We start from the raw sequence: 14,286 nt of genomic DNA, 5'->3' as shown, positions 1-14,286 counted from the left end.
GGCCTCGGTAAGATCGCGGGGTTTCGGCAGTCCGAGGGGGCATCACATGACAGCGCAGGCGGCCATCGCCATGGAGCGCATGGACGGATCGACGGCGACGCATGTCATGGAGGCGTTCAAGCTCATCTACGCCGAAGTGTTCGCCGAACCCCCCTACAGCGAGACCGAGGACGGCGTCGCCGCCGCATTCCGCCGATTCCCCACCCAGGCCGTCAGGCACGGGTTCCGCGCCGTCCTGGCCCGTACGGAGGACGGCGAGGCGGTGGGCATGGCGTACGGCCACCCGCTCGCCCCCGACACCCGGTGGTGGGACGAACTGGCCGAGCCGGTGCCCGCCGACATGCGACGGGAGGACGGGCACCGCACCTTCGGGCTGATGGAACTCGCCGTCCGCGAGCCGTGGCGGGGTTCCGGCATCGCACGGCGCCTGCACGAGACGCTCCTCGACGGCCTCGCGGCCGAGCGGGTGCTGCTGAACGTCCACCCGGGTGGCGAAGCGGCCTGCGCCGCCTACCGGTCCTGGGGATACCGCAAGATCGGCGAGACGAAGCCCTGGGGAACGGGCGCGGACCGCTATCACCTGATGCTGCTCGACCTGCACTGACATCAGCCGACGGACGCGGTGACCCCCGCTCCAGGGGGCCTCGTCCGAGGTCACCGCTCATGTGCCCGCCGGCAGTTGCCCCTGCGCACACATCGACGCCTCGCACCTCTACCACCACGTGCGCGCCGACATCACCGCCGCCCGCGAGCGGAACCTGGGGCTCCGCCGAGGTCCTGCGCGACACCCTCGCCGGACGCCTGACCACCCACCCACCCTCCCAGTCGAAGCCGCCCTCGACGAACTCGGCGAGTGCGTCTCGTCGACCGTCCGATTATTTTTGCAGACCCTGCATTTTTGCGTACCATGCACCCATGGTGGAGGGGGTTCCCGTCGAGGGCGGGCTCAGAGAACGCAAGAAGCGGGCGACGCGGGCCGCCCTGGTCGAGGCGGCGGTACGCCTCGCCGTGGAGCGCGGCGTCGAGCACGTGACCGTCGACGCCATCAGCGCCGCAGCGGGCGTGTCCACGCGCACCTTCTTCAACTACTTCGACTCCCGCGACGAGGTCTTCGTCATGGTCGGCGCGGACGCCGGCGACCGGGTCCGCCGAACCGTCCTCGCCGCTCCACCCGAACTCCCCCCACTCGAAGCGCTCCGTGAGGCCCTCGCGGCGGAACTCGGCGAGGTCGAGCAGCAACACGAGCTGTGGCGTCTGCACGCCGAAGTCCTGCGCAAGGCACCCCAGCTCCTCGCCCGCAGGATCGGCGCCCACATGGCCGACGAACTCGGCCTCGCCGAGGCGCTCGCGGAGCGCATCGGCAGGGGCTCGCCCCTGTTCACCGAGGACCGCCCCGCGTTCGCGTCGCCGGAGGACGAGGCACGCCGCCGCGCCCTGGGGCTGTACCCGCGCCTGCTGGCCGCCGTCGGCGGCGCGGCCGTCCGCGTCGCCGTGGAGCACTGGAGCGTCCGCCAGGAGGACGTCCCCTTCGCGGACGTGTTCCGGGAGACGTTCGACCACCTCGCCGCAGGCCTCCCACAGCCGCCCCTGCCGACAGACGCACGCTGAGCGGCTGATCGCGGCCCGGCCGAGTCCGACCGGCTGGGCCAGTACCGGCGGCGCCGTACCCGCGGAGCCCAGTACCCACGGCCCCGTACCCGCGGCGCGTGGCCCTGCCACGCCACGCCGAGGCCCCCCCAGAACCCCTGTGAACCACGAAACACTGAGAAGAGATGCTGTGAAATCACCCGCGGCGCCGGTCGACGCGTCCCCGGCTGCCATGTCCGACCGTCAGATACTCCAAGCGATGTCCGGCCTGATGGCGGGCATGTTCGTCTCCATCCTGGCCGGCACCGTCGTCGCCAACGCCCTGCCCCGCATCATCGCGGACCTGGGCGCCAGCCAGTCCTCGTACACCTGGGTCGTCACCGCCGAACTGCTCGCCATGACGGCGACCGTGCCGCTGTGGGGCAAGCTGGCCGACCTCTACAACCAGAAGCTGCTCCTCCAGATCTCTCTCGGTCTGTTCGTGGTCGGCTCGCTCCTCGCCGGCTTCTCGCACGACGTCTCGCTGCTGATCTTCAGCCGGGTCGCCCAGGGCATCGGCGCCGGCGGTCTGACCGCCCTCGCGCAGGTCGTGATGGCCGCGATCATCCCGCCGCGCAGGCTCGGCAAGTACGCCGGCATCTTCGGCGCCGTCTTCGCCGTCGGCACCGTCGCAGGGCCGCTCATCGGCGGTGTTCTCGTGGACACCTCCTGGCTGGGCTGGCGTTGGTGCTTCTTCGTCGGCGTCCCGTTCGCACTGCTCGCCATCGTGCTGCTGCAGCTCACGCTGAAGCTGCCCGTCAGGCGCCGCGAAGCGAAGATCGACTACCTGGGCGCGTTCCTCATCGTCGCCGGTGTCTGCGCGCTGCTCATCTGGGTGTCGCTGGCCGGCAACAGCTTCGCCTGGGCCTCCTGGCAGACCGCCGCCCTGACCGGTGGCGGACTGGTGCTGCTCGTCGCGGCGGTCCTCGTCGAGTCCCGGGTGCCCGAGCCGATCATCCCGCTCGGCATCTTCCGTAACCGCACCGTGGCGCTCGCCACCGTCGCCAGCCTCTTCGTCGGTCTCGCCATGTTCGGTGGCACCGTCTTCCTGTCGCAGTACTTCCAGATCTCCCTGGGGAAGTCCCCGACCGTCGCGGGCCTGATGAGCCTGCCCATGATCCTCGGACTCCTGGTCTCCTCCACCGTCGCCGGACAGATCATCAGCAAGACGGGCCGCTGGAAGGCGTACTTGGTCGCCGGCGGCATCACGATGACGGTCGGTCTCGGCCTGCTCTCCACGATCGGCGCCGACACGGGCTTCGGCCTGACCAGCGTCTACATGGCCGTCATGGGCATCGGCGTCGGCATGCTGATGCAGAACCTGGTCCTGGCCGCGCAGAACGACGTGGCCGCCACCGAACTGGGTGCCGCCACCTCGGTGCTGTCCTTCTTCCGCAGCCTCGGCGGCACGATCGGCACCAGCGTGCTCGGTGCGATCCTGGCCGGCCGCGTCGCCACGGAGATGACCAAGGGACTCGCGGATGCCGGAATACCGGCCGGAGCCGGCGCCGGCGGCGACGGCGCGGTGCCGGACATGACGACCCTCCCTGCCCCGATCCGCGAGATCGTGGAGCACGCGTACGGCGTCGCCACGGGCGAGATCTTCCTGGTCGCGGCCCCCTTCGCGTTCCTCGCGCTCGTCGCCGTCGTCTTCATCAAGGAGAAGCCGCTGAAGACCACGAGCGGTATGCAGCGTCTCGCGGAGGAGGAGGAGGCGGACGGTCCGGGTCAGGACGGTGTGAGCGGCCCGTCCGGTACGGCCGTGGACGCGGCGCCGGCGCAGCCCGCCGAAACCGGCTGAGACACCGCGGCGACGCGTCGCCGGGACACACCACGGCCCCGTACGGACATGGCCCCCACCTTTGAGGCGGGAGTCATGTCCGTACGACGTTCCGAACCGCTGGGGACCGTCAGTCGAACCGGCCCCGCTGAACTCCGGCCCCGACCCGTCCCGTTCGTGGCGTCAGCCGGATGTCGTGCCCCGGCCGTGCGTGGTCGGGTCGTCGTCGGGGTGTCCGGTCCGGTTCCGCAGCGGGTGCAGAGGGCCCGGGAACGTGGCGCCTTCGGCCGCGGGGTCGTAGGCCGCGGCGGGATCCTCGTACGTCTCGGGGCCGCCGGTGACGAGGTCGGGGTCGTAGGGCGGCCAGTCTCCGGCGAGCGTCGCGGTGTGCGGCGGGGGCGGGGTGACGGTCCGGGGGCGTGGCGGTGCCGCGTCACCGAAGGGCGACCAGGCGGGCCCGGGGGCGTACGAAGGGAACGCGCCGACGGGGGCGGTGCCGTCGAGTGCGGTGACCTGCTCGGCGGGTACGGCGTCGAGGTCGGCTTCCGTGCCGCGGCCGAGATGGTTGAGCAGGTAGTTCAGCAGGATGGCGACGAGACAGCCGGCGGTGATGCCCGAACCCAGGACGGTGGCCGCGGGGGCGGGCAGACGCTCGTAGAAGTCGGGGTGGGCGACGGGGAAGAGCCCGAAGGCGAGGGTGACGGAGACGATCAGGCTGTTGTGGCCGGTGCCGAGGGCCGCCTTGGCGAGGGTTCGGATGCCCGCGACCGCCACCGATCCGAAGAAGACGACGCCGGCGCCGCCGAGGACGGGCAGCGGGACGAGGGCGACCAGGGAACCGAGGACCGGGACCAGGCCCATCAGGACCAGGAGGGCGCCGCAGAGGGTGACGACGTACCGGCTGCGGATCCGGCTGAGCGCGACCAGGCCCACGTTCTGGGCGTACGAGGTGCTGATGAACGAACCGAGGACGCCGCCGAGCGCCGTGGTCAGGCCCAGCGCGCGGAGGCTGCCGGTGAGGGTGCGGTCCCGGGTCGGGCGGCCGGTCACCGCGCCGAGGGCGAGCAGGGAGGCCGTGGACTCCATCATCGCCACGAGCATGACCACCACCGTGGTGGCGATCACGGTCGGCACGAGGCGGGGCATGCCGAAGGCGAAGGGCTCGGGCAGGGCGAACAGGGACGCGTGGGTGAGGGAGCCGGGGTCGACCTTGCCGAAGGGGATCGCGATCAGCGTGCCCGCGACCATGCCGAGGAGGATCGCGATGCGGCCGAGGAAGCGGCCCGACAGCGCCCGGTGGATGACCAGGGTGATGACGAGGGTGGCACCGGCCAGGGCGAGGTTGGAGGGGGAGCCGAAGTCGGCGGCCTCGGTGTCGCCGCCGCGGGCCCAGACGCTGGCCACGGGCAGCAGGGAGACGCCGACGAGGGTGATGACGCAGCCGCTGACCACCGGCGGAAAGAACCTGATGAGCCGTCGGAAGGCGGGGGCGAGGAGCAGACAGACGATCCCGGCGATCACGGTGGCGCCGAAGATCTCCGACAGGCCGGCGGTGCCCTTCGACGCGGTACTGGCCAGGGCCGGGGAGACCACGGCGAAGGAGACGCCGTTGGTCATGGGCAGCCGGGCACCGACACCGAACAGGTCGAGGGTCTGGGCGATGGTGCCGAGGCCGGCGACGACCAGCGCGGCCGCGAGCAGGGTGGAGAGTTCGGCGGCGGTCAGGCCGAGGGCGCTGCCGATGATCAGGGGCGGGGCGGTGAGGCCGGCGTACATGCTGGCCACGTGTTGGAGCGCGGCGGGTACGAGACGGCGGGCGGGAAGGATCTCATCGACCGGGTGCGGGGCCGTGGCCGCGGTTCGTGCAGAGGCGCGGGGCGACAAAGTTGTTCCTTGCGACACCACCTGTCGGAAGGCGGTTTCCGGCAGGTGCGCGGGGTCAGGGGCGGGCTGGACGAGGAACGGCTCATCCCGGGAGAGAGCAGGTGGCGGTGGGCCGCAAGGGATGGAAGAGCAGCCTCCCGCCACCTGAGTCCGCATCGTGGAAAATGAATTCCACTGACGGACGCAGCGGACTCTAGGGAGCCGTGCGGGCAGCCGTCAACAGCCCTTCTCGCTCCGTCGGTTCGAGATCAACTTTGGATGATCTGCCAGGTCGGGGCCGGTGCCGGAAGGCCCGAGGTGCTGCCCCGTAGCGACGAATGGGCAGGTGGCGGGCGGTCGTCAGGCATGGAGGATCCGACGAATAACTGTCCGTCATGTTGTGCGTTCATCCTGGGGGATCGCGCCTACAACGCCGTGGACAACGCCCCGAGCTCTTGGCGAAAGCCTGCCGGCTCCTTACGGTGTGCCGCTATGTCTTCCGCAGACGACCCTTCCCCACTCCCACCCTTCCGCCCCGACCGTGCTGCCGCGGTCCGAAGACGGCTGGGGCTGACGCTCGGCCAGGTCGCATGGGCCGTCGCCGCCTACCGCGGCGAACCGCTGCATCCCTCCGCCCTCGAAGCCTGGGAGGCCGGCACCCTCGTACCGGACGCCGCCCACGTCCAGGCACTCGCCGCCGCGCTGTGGTGTTCGCCCGTCGACCTCGTCGGAGAGGCGACGACCCTCGCCCAGTGCCGTGCCGTCGCCGGACTCTCGGTCGGCCAGACCGCGGCCGCGCTCGGCATGACCCATGCCCGCTGGGAGGAGGCCGAGCGCCGCAACCGATGGCGGGGCACGGCCGACCAGACCCGCGCCCTGCTCCACACCCTGCGCCCGCCGCCGGCCTGCTTCGTGGCCGCCTGCGGCAGGACCGGTCAACTGCGGGTCCTGCTCCGCGAGGCGGTGAGCAGCTGGTGGCCCAACTACGTCTCCCCGGTCAGCCGGATCGTGCCTCTCCCGCGCGAGCTGATCGGCCACTCCCTGGAGCAACTCCACCTGATCTACCAGCAGTTCGAAGGGTCCCTCGGCGCCTCCCCCCGGGTGGCGGCCGCGGCCGAAGCGCAGGCCGCCGACTTCCTGGACCGCATCGACCTGCACCTGTGGCAACAGGTCCGCGCCGCGAGCCGGCCAACGGCTCAGGACCCGGGCTTTCCCGCCCCTTGACACCCGAAGTCCAGCCATGAGCAACTAGAACAACTCCACGATGCGGAGAGCAAGTTCCGAATCGTGGATGAATAGGAAGCGAACGCTCGAAGCCGCGGGACTGCACGGGACACGATTCCGCCCCCGCAGCCACAGAACCACGCACCGGCCCCAGCAGCCGCACGTACTGCCACCGGCCGCCTCCCGACGCAGCACCTCTGCGCCGCCCCTCAGCAATCCCACTCCGGAGCAGGCCCCCACGCGGGCCCGCTCGTTCTGCCCGCGACCCGCCAGCCGCTGCTGCCAGGAGGCACGCCACCATGTCGGAAACCGCCCCCGCGGTCGAGCCCTCGCCCGAGGCGAGAACCGCCGCCGAGCCGACCGCTCCCCACCCCGTCGACCAGATGCTCCCGCCGCTCAAACTCCTCAGCGCCGGGCTCCAGCACGTCGCCGCCATGTACGCCGGCGTCGTCGCGCCCCCGCTCGTCGTCGGCATCGGCGTGGGCCTGTCCACGACGGAGATCGCGTTCCTGATGAGCGCGAGCCTGTTCACCTCCGGCATCGCCACCCTGCTGCAGACCCTCGGCTTCTGGAAGGTCGGCGCACGCCTCCCGTTCGTCAACGGCGTCTCCTTCGCCGGCGTCGCCCCCATGCTCGCGATCGCGAAGGCCGAAGCGCCCGAGGACGCCCTGCCCGGCATCTACGGCGCCGTCATCGTCGCCGGAATCTTCGGATTCCTCCTCGCCCCGTTCTTCTGCAAACTCATCCGCTTCTTCCCGCCCGTCGTCACCGGCACCGTCATCACCCTCATCGGGGTGTCCCTGCTGCCCGTCGCCTTCAACTGGTCCCAGGGCGGCAACCGCCAGGCGGACGACTACGGCAGCCTCAAGTACATCGGCCTGGCCGCCGCCACCCTCCTGATCACCGTCGCCCTGCGACGCCTGCTGCGCGGCTTCCTCAAGCAGATCTCCATCCTGCTCGGCCTCGTCGCCGGCACCCTGATCTCCCTTCTCCTCGGCGTCGCGGACTTCAGCGCCGTCACCGAAGCCGACATCGTCGGCATCCCCACCCCCTTCCACTTCGGCGCGCCCCAGTTCGCGGCCGCCGCGATCATCTCCATGTGCATCGTGATGCTCGTGTCGATGACCGAGTCCACCGCCGACGTCCTGGCCCTCGGCGAGATCGTCGAGCGGCCCGCCGACGAGAAGACCCTCGCCGCCGCCCTGCGCGCCGATGGCCTCGGCACCGCCATCAGCCCCCTCTTCAACGGCTTCGCCGCCAGCGCCTTCGCCCAGAACGTCGGTCTGGTCGCCATCACGAAGGTGCGCAGCCGGTACGTCGTCGCAGCCGCCGGCGGCATCCTCATCCTGCTCGGCCTGTGCCCGGTCCTGGCCTCCGTCGTCGCCCTCATCCCGCAGCCCGTCCTGGGCGGAGTCGGCATCGCCCTCTTCGGCACCGTCGCCGCCAGCGGCATCCAGACCCTCGCCGGCGCGGCACTCGAACGCGGCGACAACGTCCTCATCGTCGCCATCTCGCTCGGCGCCGGCATCATCCCCATCGCGGCCCCGGACTTCTACCACGCCTTCCCCGAAGGCGCCCGGATCGTCCTGGACTCCGGCATCAGCACCGGCTGCGTCGTCGCCGTCCTGCTCAACCTCGCCTTCAACCACCTCGGCCGAGGATCCGCCGCCACCGCCGAAGAGGCACCGGCCCTCCACCACTGACGGCCAGAGACGGTCTTCTCCTACGGGACACGGAGGGAGAAGACCGGCTTCGGTGATACGAGCACACGTGTCTGCTGGACCGCACGGACCGGACTGATGCTCGGCATGATCGTGGTGTCGGCGGGGGACCGACCGGCATGATGCCGGCCGCCGACGTGGACCGTCTTGTCGAGCAGTTGGTGCCGGACGAGCTGTGGGAGCTGTTTCGGCGGGTAGTTCGCCGACGGTGGTGCACCGGCCGCAGGGTGGGGGACGTCGGAGGGCCGGGGACCGTGAGGTGCTGGCCGCGCTCGTGTTCGTGACGACGTCGTGCTGCACCTGGCGGCAGCTTCCGCCGGTCTTCGGGGGCTCGCTGGCAAACGGTGCACATGCGGTTCGTCCGTTGGAGCCGCGAGCGCGTGTGGGCCCGTCTCTACCGGGTCATCCTGGACGAGCTCGGCTCACGCGGGCAGGCGGACACGCAGATCCGGTCAGCGTGAGGTGGCTCCGACGCTGCTTGCCCAGACCCGGATGGGCACCGCCTCTCGCTCGGCCGTGCTCGGCTCCGAGTGGTTCTGCACGCCTTCCAGGCACAACCAGCCCGTGATGTCCGGCTCGCTGTCGGCCAGAAACCCCTCGATGACTGGCCCGAGTTCGTCGGAAAGTTCGTAGGCGCTGCCGAACGGCAATGCTTCCGCGGGCACCGATCCCGTCGAGCACCTGAGCTGACCGGCCTGCTCGTCAACCACACGTAGAACGTGGCCACCCCGGGAAAGCCCAGCTCGCGGATACGGACCCGGATGGCTGAGGCAGTCCGCTCGAAGGCGGCCACCACGGCGGAGACGGACGGCACGCGGCTGCGCTCGCGCCACGTCGTCGGCTGCGACGGCGGCCGCAGCACGGTACGCAAGCTGACCGGCGTCGGCTTCCCCGGCGAACCCGCAGGCGCGGCCGAGCGTCGGCATCCAGGACGCCTTCAACCTCGGCTGGAAGCCGGCTGCTCGGGCGACGGCTTCGGGACGTCGTGCTGAAGCGGGGACGCCTGTACGAGCTGACGCACGGCGGCTGCGGACTGCTCCTCGACCGGACCGGCCGGCTCACGGCGGCGGGCTGGGCGGACCGCGTCGACCACGTCGTCGACGCCGGCGAGGAACTCGACCTCCCCGCCGTGCTGCTGCGGCCGGACGGCCACGTGGCATGGGCCAATGCCGATCAGCGGGACCTGCGCGAACACCTGCGCGCTTGAAGACCTGCACGCCGATGCCGCGGAACATCAGCTCCTCACCGATCCCGACGCACAGGGTCATCCCCACGAGGGCCAGGACGAGGGAGGCCCTCTGGGCGGTCAGGTTCGGGTAGTCCATGCCGAGCGGGGCGGCCACCGCCATCGAGACCGGTAGGAACCACACCCACCGCCGGACCGGCGCCCGGTAGCGCGCGACCTCGCCCCACCAGCCCAGCCAGGTCACGACGGCCACGCCGTAGACGACGGACAGGCCGATCGGGACGAGGTCGTTGCGGACCACCGCCTCGGTGGTGGGGAACGGGCTGTCCGAGTCGCCGGTGTCGACCCCGATGGCGAGTCCCGCACCCTTGAGGACGGCGAGGTACCCCACCACCACGACCAGGAACCACGGCCAGGTCAGCTTCCTCCCGCGCCGGGAGGTCGGCTCAGCCACAGACATGGGTCACTCTCCGTTCGGCGACGGTGCCGGCTGCGCGGCCGCGGAGCCGAGTGGACCACCGCCGAACGGAGAGAAACCCGGCCGACACTCCCTGCCGGGATCAGCTGCCGTGGAGGGCGCGCGCGAGGAAGCGCTGGGTGGCCTGTTCGCGGGGTGCGGTGAGGACTTGTTCGGCGGTGCCCTGTTCCACGATGACGCCGTTCTCGAGGAAGCAGACCTGGTCGGCGACCTGTCGGGCGAAGTCCATCTCGTGGGTGGCCATGAGGATGGTCAGGCCGCGCTGTTTGAGGTCGGCGACGACGTCGAGGACTTCACCGACGAGCTCGGGATCGAGGGCGGAGGTGATCTCGTCGAAGAGGAGGAGTTCGGGTTCGGTGGCCAGCGCGCGGGCGATGGCGGCGCGTTGCTGCTGTCCGCCGGAGAGCCGGTCCGGGTGTTCGTCGGCCTTGTCGGCGAGTCCGAGGCGGGCGAGGAGTTCGCGGGCCGTGGCTTCGGCCTGCTTGCGAGGCGTGCGGTGGACCTGGCGCGGGGCGAGGGTGATGTTGTCGAGGACGGTGAGGTGCGGGAAGAGGTTGTAGGCCTGGAAGACGATGCCGATGCGGCGCCGGGCGACGTCGGGGTCCAGGCGGGGGTCGGTGAGTTCGGTGTCGCCGAGGTGGATGGTGCCGTCGTCGACGACCTCCAACAGGTCGGCGCAGCGCAGGAGGGTCGACTTGCCGGAGCCGGAACCGCCGATGAGGCAGACGACCTGGTGCTCGGCGACATCGAGGTCGATCGAGCGCAGGACGAGCCGTGTTCCGTACTGCTTGCGAAGTCCGCGGATACGCAGGAGGGGCTGGCTCATCGGCTGCTCTCCGCCCAGGTGCGCTGGGCCGCCCGCCGCTGGAGGCGGTCGGCGAAGCGGGTGAGGGGGATCGTGACGGCGATGAACAACAGGGCCGCTCCGAGGTAGGGGGTGTAGTTGAAGTCGTAGTCGGCCTTGATCTGGGCTGCGCGCAGCGCTTCGAGGGGGCCGAGGACGGAGACCAGCGCGGTGTCCTTCTGCAGCGCGATGAAGTCGTTGAGCAGGGGCGGCAGGACGTTGCGGACGGCCTGGGGCAGCACGACGTGCCGCAGCGTCTGGCGCTCGTTCAGTCCGAGCGCGCGAGCGGCGTTGCGCTGCGCGGGGTGGACGGAGTTGAGGCCCGCTCGCAGGACCTCGCCGACATAGGCGGCGTACGAGAGGACGAGGGCGATGACGCCGAGGACCCACGGGTCGGAAGGGGTTCCCTGCAGCTGCAGGGCCGGCAGCCCGAACCCGACGAGGAAGACCAGCAGGAGGGTGGGTACTCCGCGGAAGACGTCGACGTAGACGGTCGCGGCGAGCCGGAGGGGCTGCAGCCCCGGCGCCCGCGTCACCCGCACCAGTGCGATCAGCAGTCCGAGGACCAGGATGAGGACCTCGGCGACGAGGAACATCTGGATGTTGAGCCAGAAACCCCGGAGGAGTTCGGGGAACGCGGTCCGCAGTTCGGTCCAGTCCAGGAACAGGCTCCGGACACGGTCCCAGCCGGGTGAGGCGACCGCCCCCGCACCCACCGCGACCAGCGCGGCGAGGGTGCACAGGGCGGCGGTCCAGGTCTGACGGCGCTTGCGCAGCCGCCGGTAGCGCTGCCGCTCCAGCTCATGGCCGCTCGGCACGTAGGTGTCGTCCTCCGCCGCCGGGGACGCGGGTGTTTTGGTCAGTTCCACTGTCGGCCCGTCACTGCTTCAGCTCGGGCACGTTCGCCGACGCGGACAGCCACGTCGACGTCAGCTTCGCCAGGGTGCCGTCCGCCTTGAGGGCGTCGAGGGCCTGGTTCACGCAGGTGGTGTAGCCGCTGTTCTTCGGCAGCAGCAGACCGAAGTGCTCCGGCGTGCCGCCCGCGTAGCCGAACTGGCCCACGATCTTGCCGTTGTCCAGCTCCGCGCCGGCCAGGTAGAACACGGTCGGCAGGTCGGTGACGATCGCATCGATCTGACCGTTGGTCAGCGCCGTGACCTCGTCCTTGGTGGTGTTGAAGACACTCGGCTTCTGCGACGGCTTCAGCCGCTCCAGCACCGCCTGGTAGCTGGTCGTGGCGACCTGCACGCCCATCTTCGCGTCCTTGAACGCGCTCAGCGAGGTGGCGCCGGCGAACTTCGAGCCCTCCAGGGTCAGGATGGCCTGGTTGGCGGTGTAGTAGCTGGAGGAGAAGTCGACGGCCTTCGCGCGCTGCGGGGTGATGGAGATCTGGTTGATGTCGAAGTCGAAGTTCTTCGCACCGGGGGCGTAGGAGTGGGCGAAGGGCTCGACGACCCACTTCACCTGATCCTTCTTGAAGCCGAGCTTCCCTGCCACCGCGTAGGCCACCGCGCTCTCGAAGCCCTTGCCGTTCGACGGGGTGTTGCTGTCGAACCAGGGTTCGTACGCCGGAGAGTCCGTCGCGATCGTCAGCTGACCCGGCTTGTGGAGACTCGCGCTGTCCGTCGTGCACGCGGCTGCGGTTGCGGCGGAGCCGGACGCCTTGGGGGTCGCCTGCGGCTGCGGCGCGCAGGCGGCTGCGGCCAGAACGACGACGGTGGCAGCGGAAGCCGAAAGAGCTATTCGGGTACGGGACATCAGAAGTCCTTAAAGAGAAGAAGTCCGGCAGGAATGAGAGGAAGGAAACGTGTCAGCTGGCGAGGCGGAGGACCTGGTCGCCCTGGTTGAGGCCGAAGAGTTCGGCTGCGGAGCCGCCGCGGACGACGAGCTCGGCGAAGCCGACGCCGGAGCTGCCGACGGTGATTCCGGGTTCGCCCAGGGGGACGTCCGGGAGCCGGTCGTAACAGCGGACCTCGATGTCACGCCCTTCGTGGCGGTTGTGGACGAGGAGGCTCTTGGCCGTGGTGTAGCCGGGAAGGTCGGTGGCGGGGCGGTCGAGTTTGCAGTTGCCGAAGTTGTCCACGACCGCGACCCGGACGTCGTCCGCGGCGGGCTGGGCCACGGCCGTCGGCTGGGCGGGGACCTCGCGGCCGTCCGCGAGCCAGCGGGCGAGCAGCGGCACGTACCACAGGCTGCGGAACTGCGTCCGCACCATCTCCTCGATCTCGGCCGGCGTGAGCTCGGCCCATCCGGCGGCCGCGGCCTCCAGGACTTCGCGGACGTCGGTGACGTGGACCTCGGTGATGCCCAGGTAGGTGGCGAGCGGGGCGAGGACCCGGTGGTTCAGGGTGCTGATGACCAGGTGGTCGCCGTGGCGGAACCAGCAGAACGGCACACCGTTGGGCCAGTGCCCGTCCCGCGGCGCGATGTTGACCAGGACCACCACCGGCTGCGTCGGACCGCCGATCAGATCGGTGGAACGCAGAAGGTCGAGCAGGGTCAGGGCGGCGGCGCCCTCCGGGTCCGGCCCGCCCAGCGGCAGAACCGTGGGGGTGGCGCCGAAGAGCGTCGCGATCCGGGTGGACTGCCGGGCCAGCGCGTTGGGATCGGCACAGTCGGTGAGGGAGACGACCGGCAGGAGGGTCATGGCAGATACTTCACATTTCTGTCGAAAGGGGGTGGGGGAGATGGGGGGCAGGCGGGGTGGGACTGATTCGGGGTAACAAAAAAGGACCCTCCGTCTCCGGAGGGTCCGTCGCATCCTGTGCGCACACGGCTTCGCTAGCGAAGCGCCTCCGAGGTGGGGGGCATCATTCGCATCATGGCGAGGCCGGTGATGTTCTGCATGGATGGCACGCTAGCACCGGACGGAAGCGTCTCAAACATCTGTCCGCATAGTGGACGCACGCTGTCGGACCCCACCGTGCCGGGGTGTCCCGTTCGGCCCCGTAGTCTCCGCCGCCACCGGGGCGACGCGGCCCGGGCGGGCCGGCAGCCTCGCAGCCGGCAATGCACACGCGCTGGGTGCCCTGGGCGACGCGGAACCGGACACGCTCGGATCCGGGCGTCCCCGGACCCGTGACCGCCGGCCCGTACGAGGCGAGGGACGCCGTCGCCATGGCACCGCCCCCTCCCCCCTCGGTCCGTCACGCGGAGGCGGCGGGGGCCTCCTCCGCGGCGGGCGGCTCCTCCTGGCCGTTGAGGGCCGCCGCCAGGACGTCGTTCGAGATGGCGTCCCCCTCGATCCGTACCACCTTCCCGGTCTCGGTCTCGGTGACGGTCACCGTCACCGATCGCCGGCGGTCCCGCTGCAGCCACGCCTTCACGATCTGTACGAGGGCGGTCGCGCCGCCCGCGCCGGTGAGCCCCATGACCAGCTCGGAGGCCACACCCTTGGCACCCTCGACCGGGACGTCGCGCTCCGTCAACCGGGCACCCGCCACACCCCGCAGGTCGGCCATCAGTTCGGCACGCGCGTCGAGCACGGCCTCGTGGCCGGCGTCGAGCCCCGCCAGTCGGCCCTCGATCCCAACTTCCGTCACAGGTGCCATGGTTGCCCTCTCC

12 protein-coding genes and 2 pseudogenes are annotated in these 14,286 nt (G+C 70.7%); 7 read left to right on the top strand and 7 right to left on the bottom strand.

The genetic code is table 11. The features are described from left to right. Nucleotides 1-46 precede the first annotated feature (46 nt). From ACWGN5_RS00750 to ACWGN5_RS00740, 3 genes are all read left to right on the top strand, one after another. On the top strand, nucleotides 47-604 hold the full coding sequence (locus tag ACWGN5_RS00750) for a GNAT family N-acetyltransferase (protein WP_453510292.1): 558 nt from the start codon (nucleotides 47-49) through the stop codon (nucleotides 602-604). A gap of 311 nt (nucleotides 605-915) precedes the next feature. Next, nucleotides 916-1,608 (top strand): TetR family transcriptional regulator, encoded by a 693-nt coding sequence (locus ACWGN5_RS00745; RefSeq protein ID WP_453510291.1) that lies wholly within the window; start codon nucleotides 916-918, stop codon nucleotides 1,606-1,608. Nucleotides 1,609-1,819: 211 nt separating this feature from the next. After that, nucleotides 1,820-3,427: an MDR family MFS transporter gene (locus ACWGN5_RS00740; RefSeq protein WP_453510618.1), complete on the top strand. Its 1,608-nt coding sequence runs from the start codon at nucleotides 1,820-1,822 to the stop codon at nucleotides 3,425-3,427. A gap of 534 nt (nucleotides 3,428-3,961) precedes the next feature. Here ACWGN5_RS00740 and ACWGN5_RS00735 read toward each other — a convergent pair. Next, a pseudogene (locus ACWGN5_RS00735) lies at nucleotides 3,962-5,308 on the bottom strand (nucleobase:cation symporter-2 family protein); the annotation flags it as partial. Nucleotides 5,309-5,761: 453 nt separating this feature from the next. Here ACWGN5_RS00735 and ACWGN5_RS00730 point away from each other — a divergent pair. Together ACWGN5_RS00730 and ACWGN5_RS00725 are read left to right on the top strand one after the other, a co-directional pair. Further along, on the top strand, nucleotides 5,762-6,493 hold the full coding sequence (locus ACWGN5_RS00730) for a hypothetical protein (RefSeq protein WP_453510289.1): 732 nt from the start codon (nucleotides 5,762-5,764) through the stop codon (nucleotides 6,491-6,493). Nucleotides 6,494-6,792: 299 nt separating this feature from the next. Beyond that, nucleotides 6,793-8,196 (top strand): nucleobase:cation symporter-2 family protein, encoded by a 1,404-nt coding sequence (locus ACWGN5_RS00725; RefSeq protein WP_453510287.1) that lies wholly within the window; start codon nucleotides 6,793-6,795, stop codon nucleotides 8,194-8,196. 470 nt (nucleotides 8,197-8,666) lie between these two features. Here ACWGN5_RS00725 and ACWGN5_RS00720 read toward each other — a convergent pair whose 3' ends face one another. Then, entirely contained in the window at nucleotides 8,667-8,924 is a 258-nt protein-coding gene (locus ACWGN5_RS00720; protein WP_453510285.1) for a hypothetical protein, read from the bottom strand. Nucleotides 8,925-8,975: 51 nt separating this feature from the next. On the opposite strand from ACWGN5_RS00720, the gene ACWGN5_RS00715 reads away from it, so the two are divergent. Further along, a complete protein-coding gene (locus tag ACWGN5_RS00715) occupies nucleotides 8,976-9,206 on the top strand; it encodes an FAD-dependent monooxygenase (RefSeq protein ID WP_453510284.1) in 231 nt (76 codons plus the stop codon). Continuing rightward, nucleotides 9,164-9,421: pseudogene (locus ACWGN5_RS00710) on the top strand (aromatic-ring hydroxylase C-terminal domain-containing protein); the annotation flags it as partial. The gene ACWGN5_RS00715 and the pseudogene ACWGN5_RS00710, both read left to right, overlap by 43 nt. 539 nt (nucleotides 9,422-9,960) lie before the next feature. On the opposite strand, the gene ACWGN5_RS00705 reads toward ACWGN5_RS00710, so the two are convergent. The 5 genes from ACWGN5_RS00705 to ACWGN5_RS00685 all read right to left on the bottom strand — a co-directional run bounded on the left by ACWGN5_RS00705 (nucleotide 9,961) and on the right by ACWGN5_RS00685 (nucleotide 14,264). Beyond that, the gene (locus ACWGN5_RS00705) at nucleotides 9,961-10,704 is read right to left on the bottom strand and encodes an amino acid ABC transporter ATP-binding protein (protein WP_453510283.1); all 744 of its coding nucleotides are present in this window, start codon (nucleotides 10,702-10,704) and stop codon (nucleotides 9,961-9,963) included. Continuing rightward, a complete protein-coding gene (locus ACWGN5_RS00700) occupies nucleotides 10,701-11,591 on the bottom strand; it encodes an amino acid ABC transporter permease (protein WP_453510281.1) in 891 nt (296 codons plus the stop codon). The genes ACWGN5_RS00705 and ACWGN5_RS00700 overlap by 4 nt, the downstream gene beginning before the upstream one ends. A gap of 10 nt (nucleotides 11,592-11,601) precedes the next feature. Next, nucleotides 11,602-12,480, bottom strand: coding sequence for an ABC transporter substrate-binding protein (locus ACWGN5_RS00695; protein WP_453510279.1), 879 nt, complete (start codon nucleotides 12,478-12,480; stop codon nucleotides 11,602-11,604). Nucleotides 12,481-12,532: 52 nt separating this feature from the next. Next, nucleotides 12,533-13,369, bottom strand: coding sequence for an SAM hydroxide adenosyltransferase (locus ACWGN5_RS00690; RefSeq protein WP_453510277.1), 837 nt, complete (start codon nucleotides 13,367-13,369; stop codon nucleotides 12,533-12,535). 499 nt (nucleotides 13,370-13,868) lie between these two features. Then, nucleotides 13,869-14,264, bottom strand: a complete 396-nt coding sequence (locus ACWGN5_RS00685) for an effector-associated constant component EACC1 (protein WP_453510276.1) — start codon at nucleotides 14,262-14,264, stop codon at nucleotides 13,869-13,871. Nucleotides 14,265-14,286: the final 22 nt, after the last annotated feature.

Source organism: Streptomyces sp. NPDC055815 (assembly GCF_053616475.1).
Note: the sequence above shows the minus strand (reverse complement) of the source record. Positions and strands in the feature narration are given on the sequence as shown.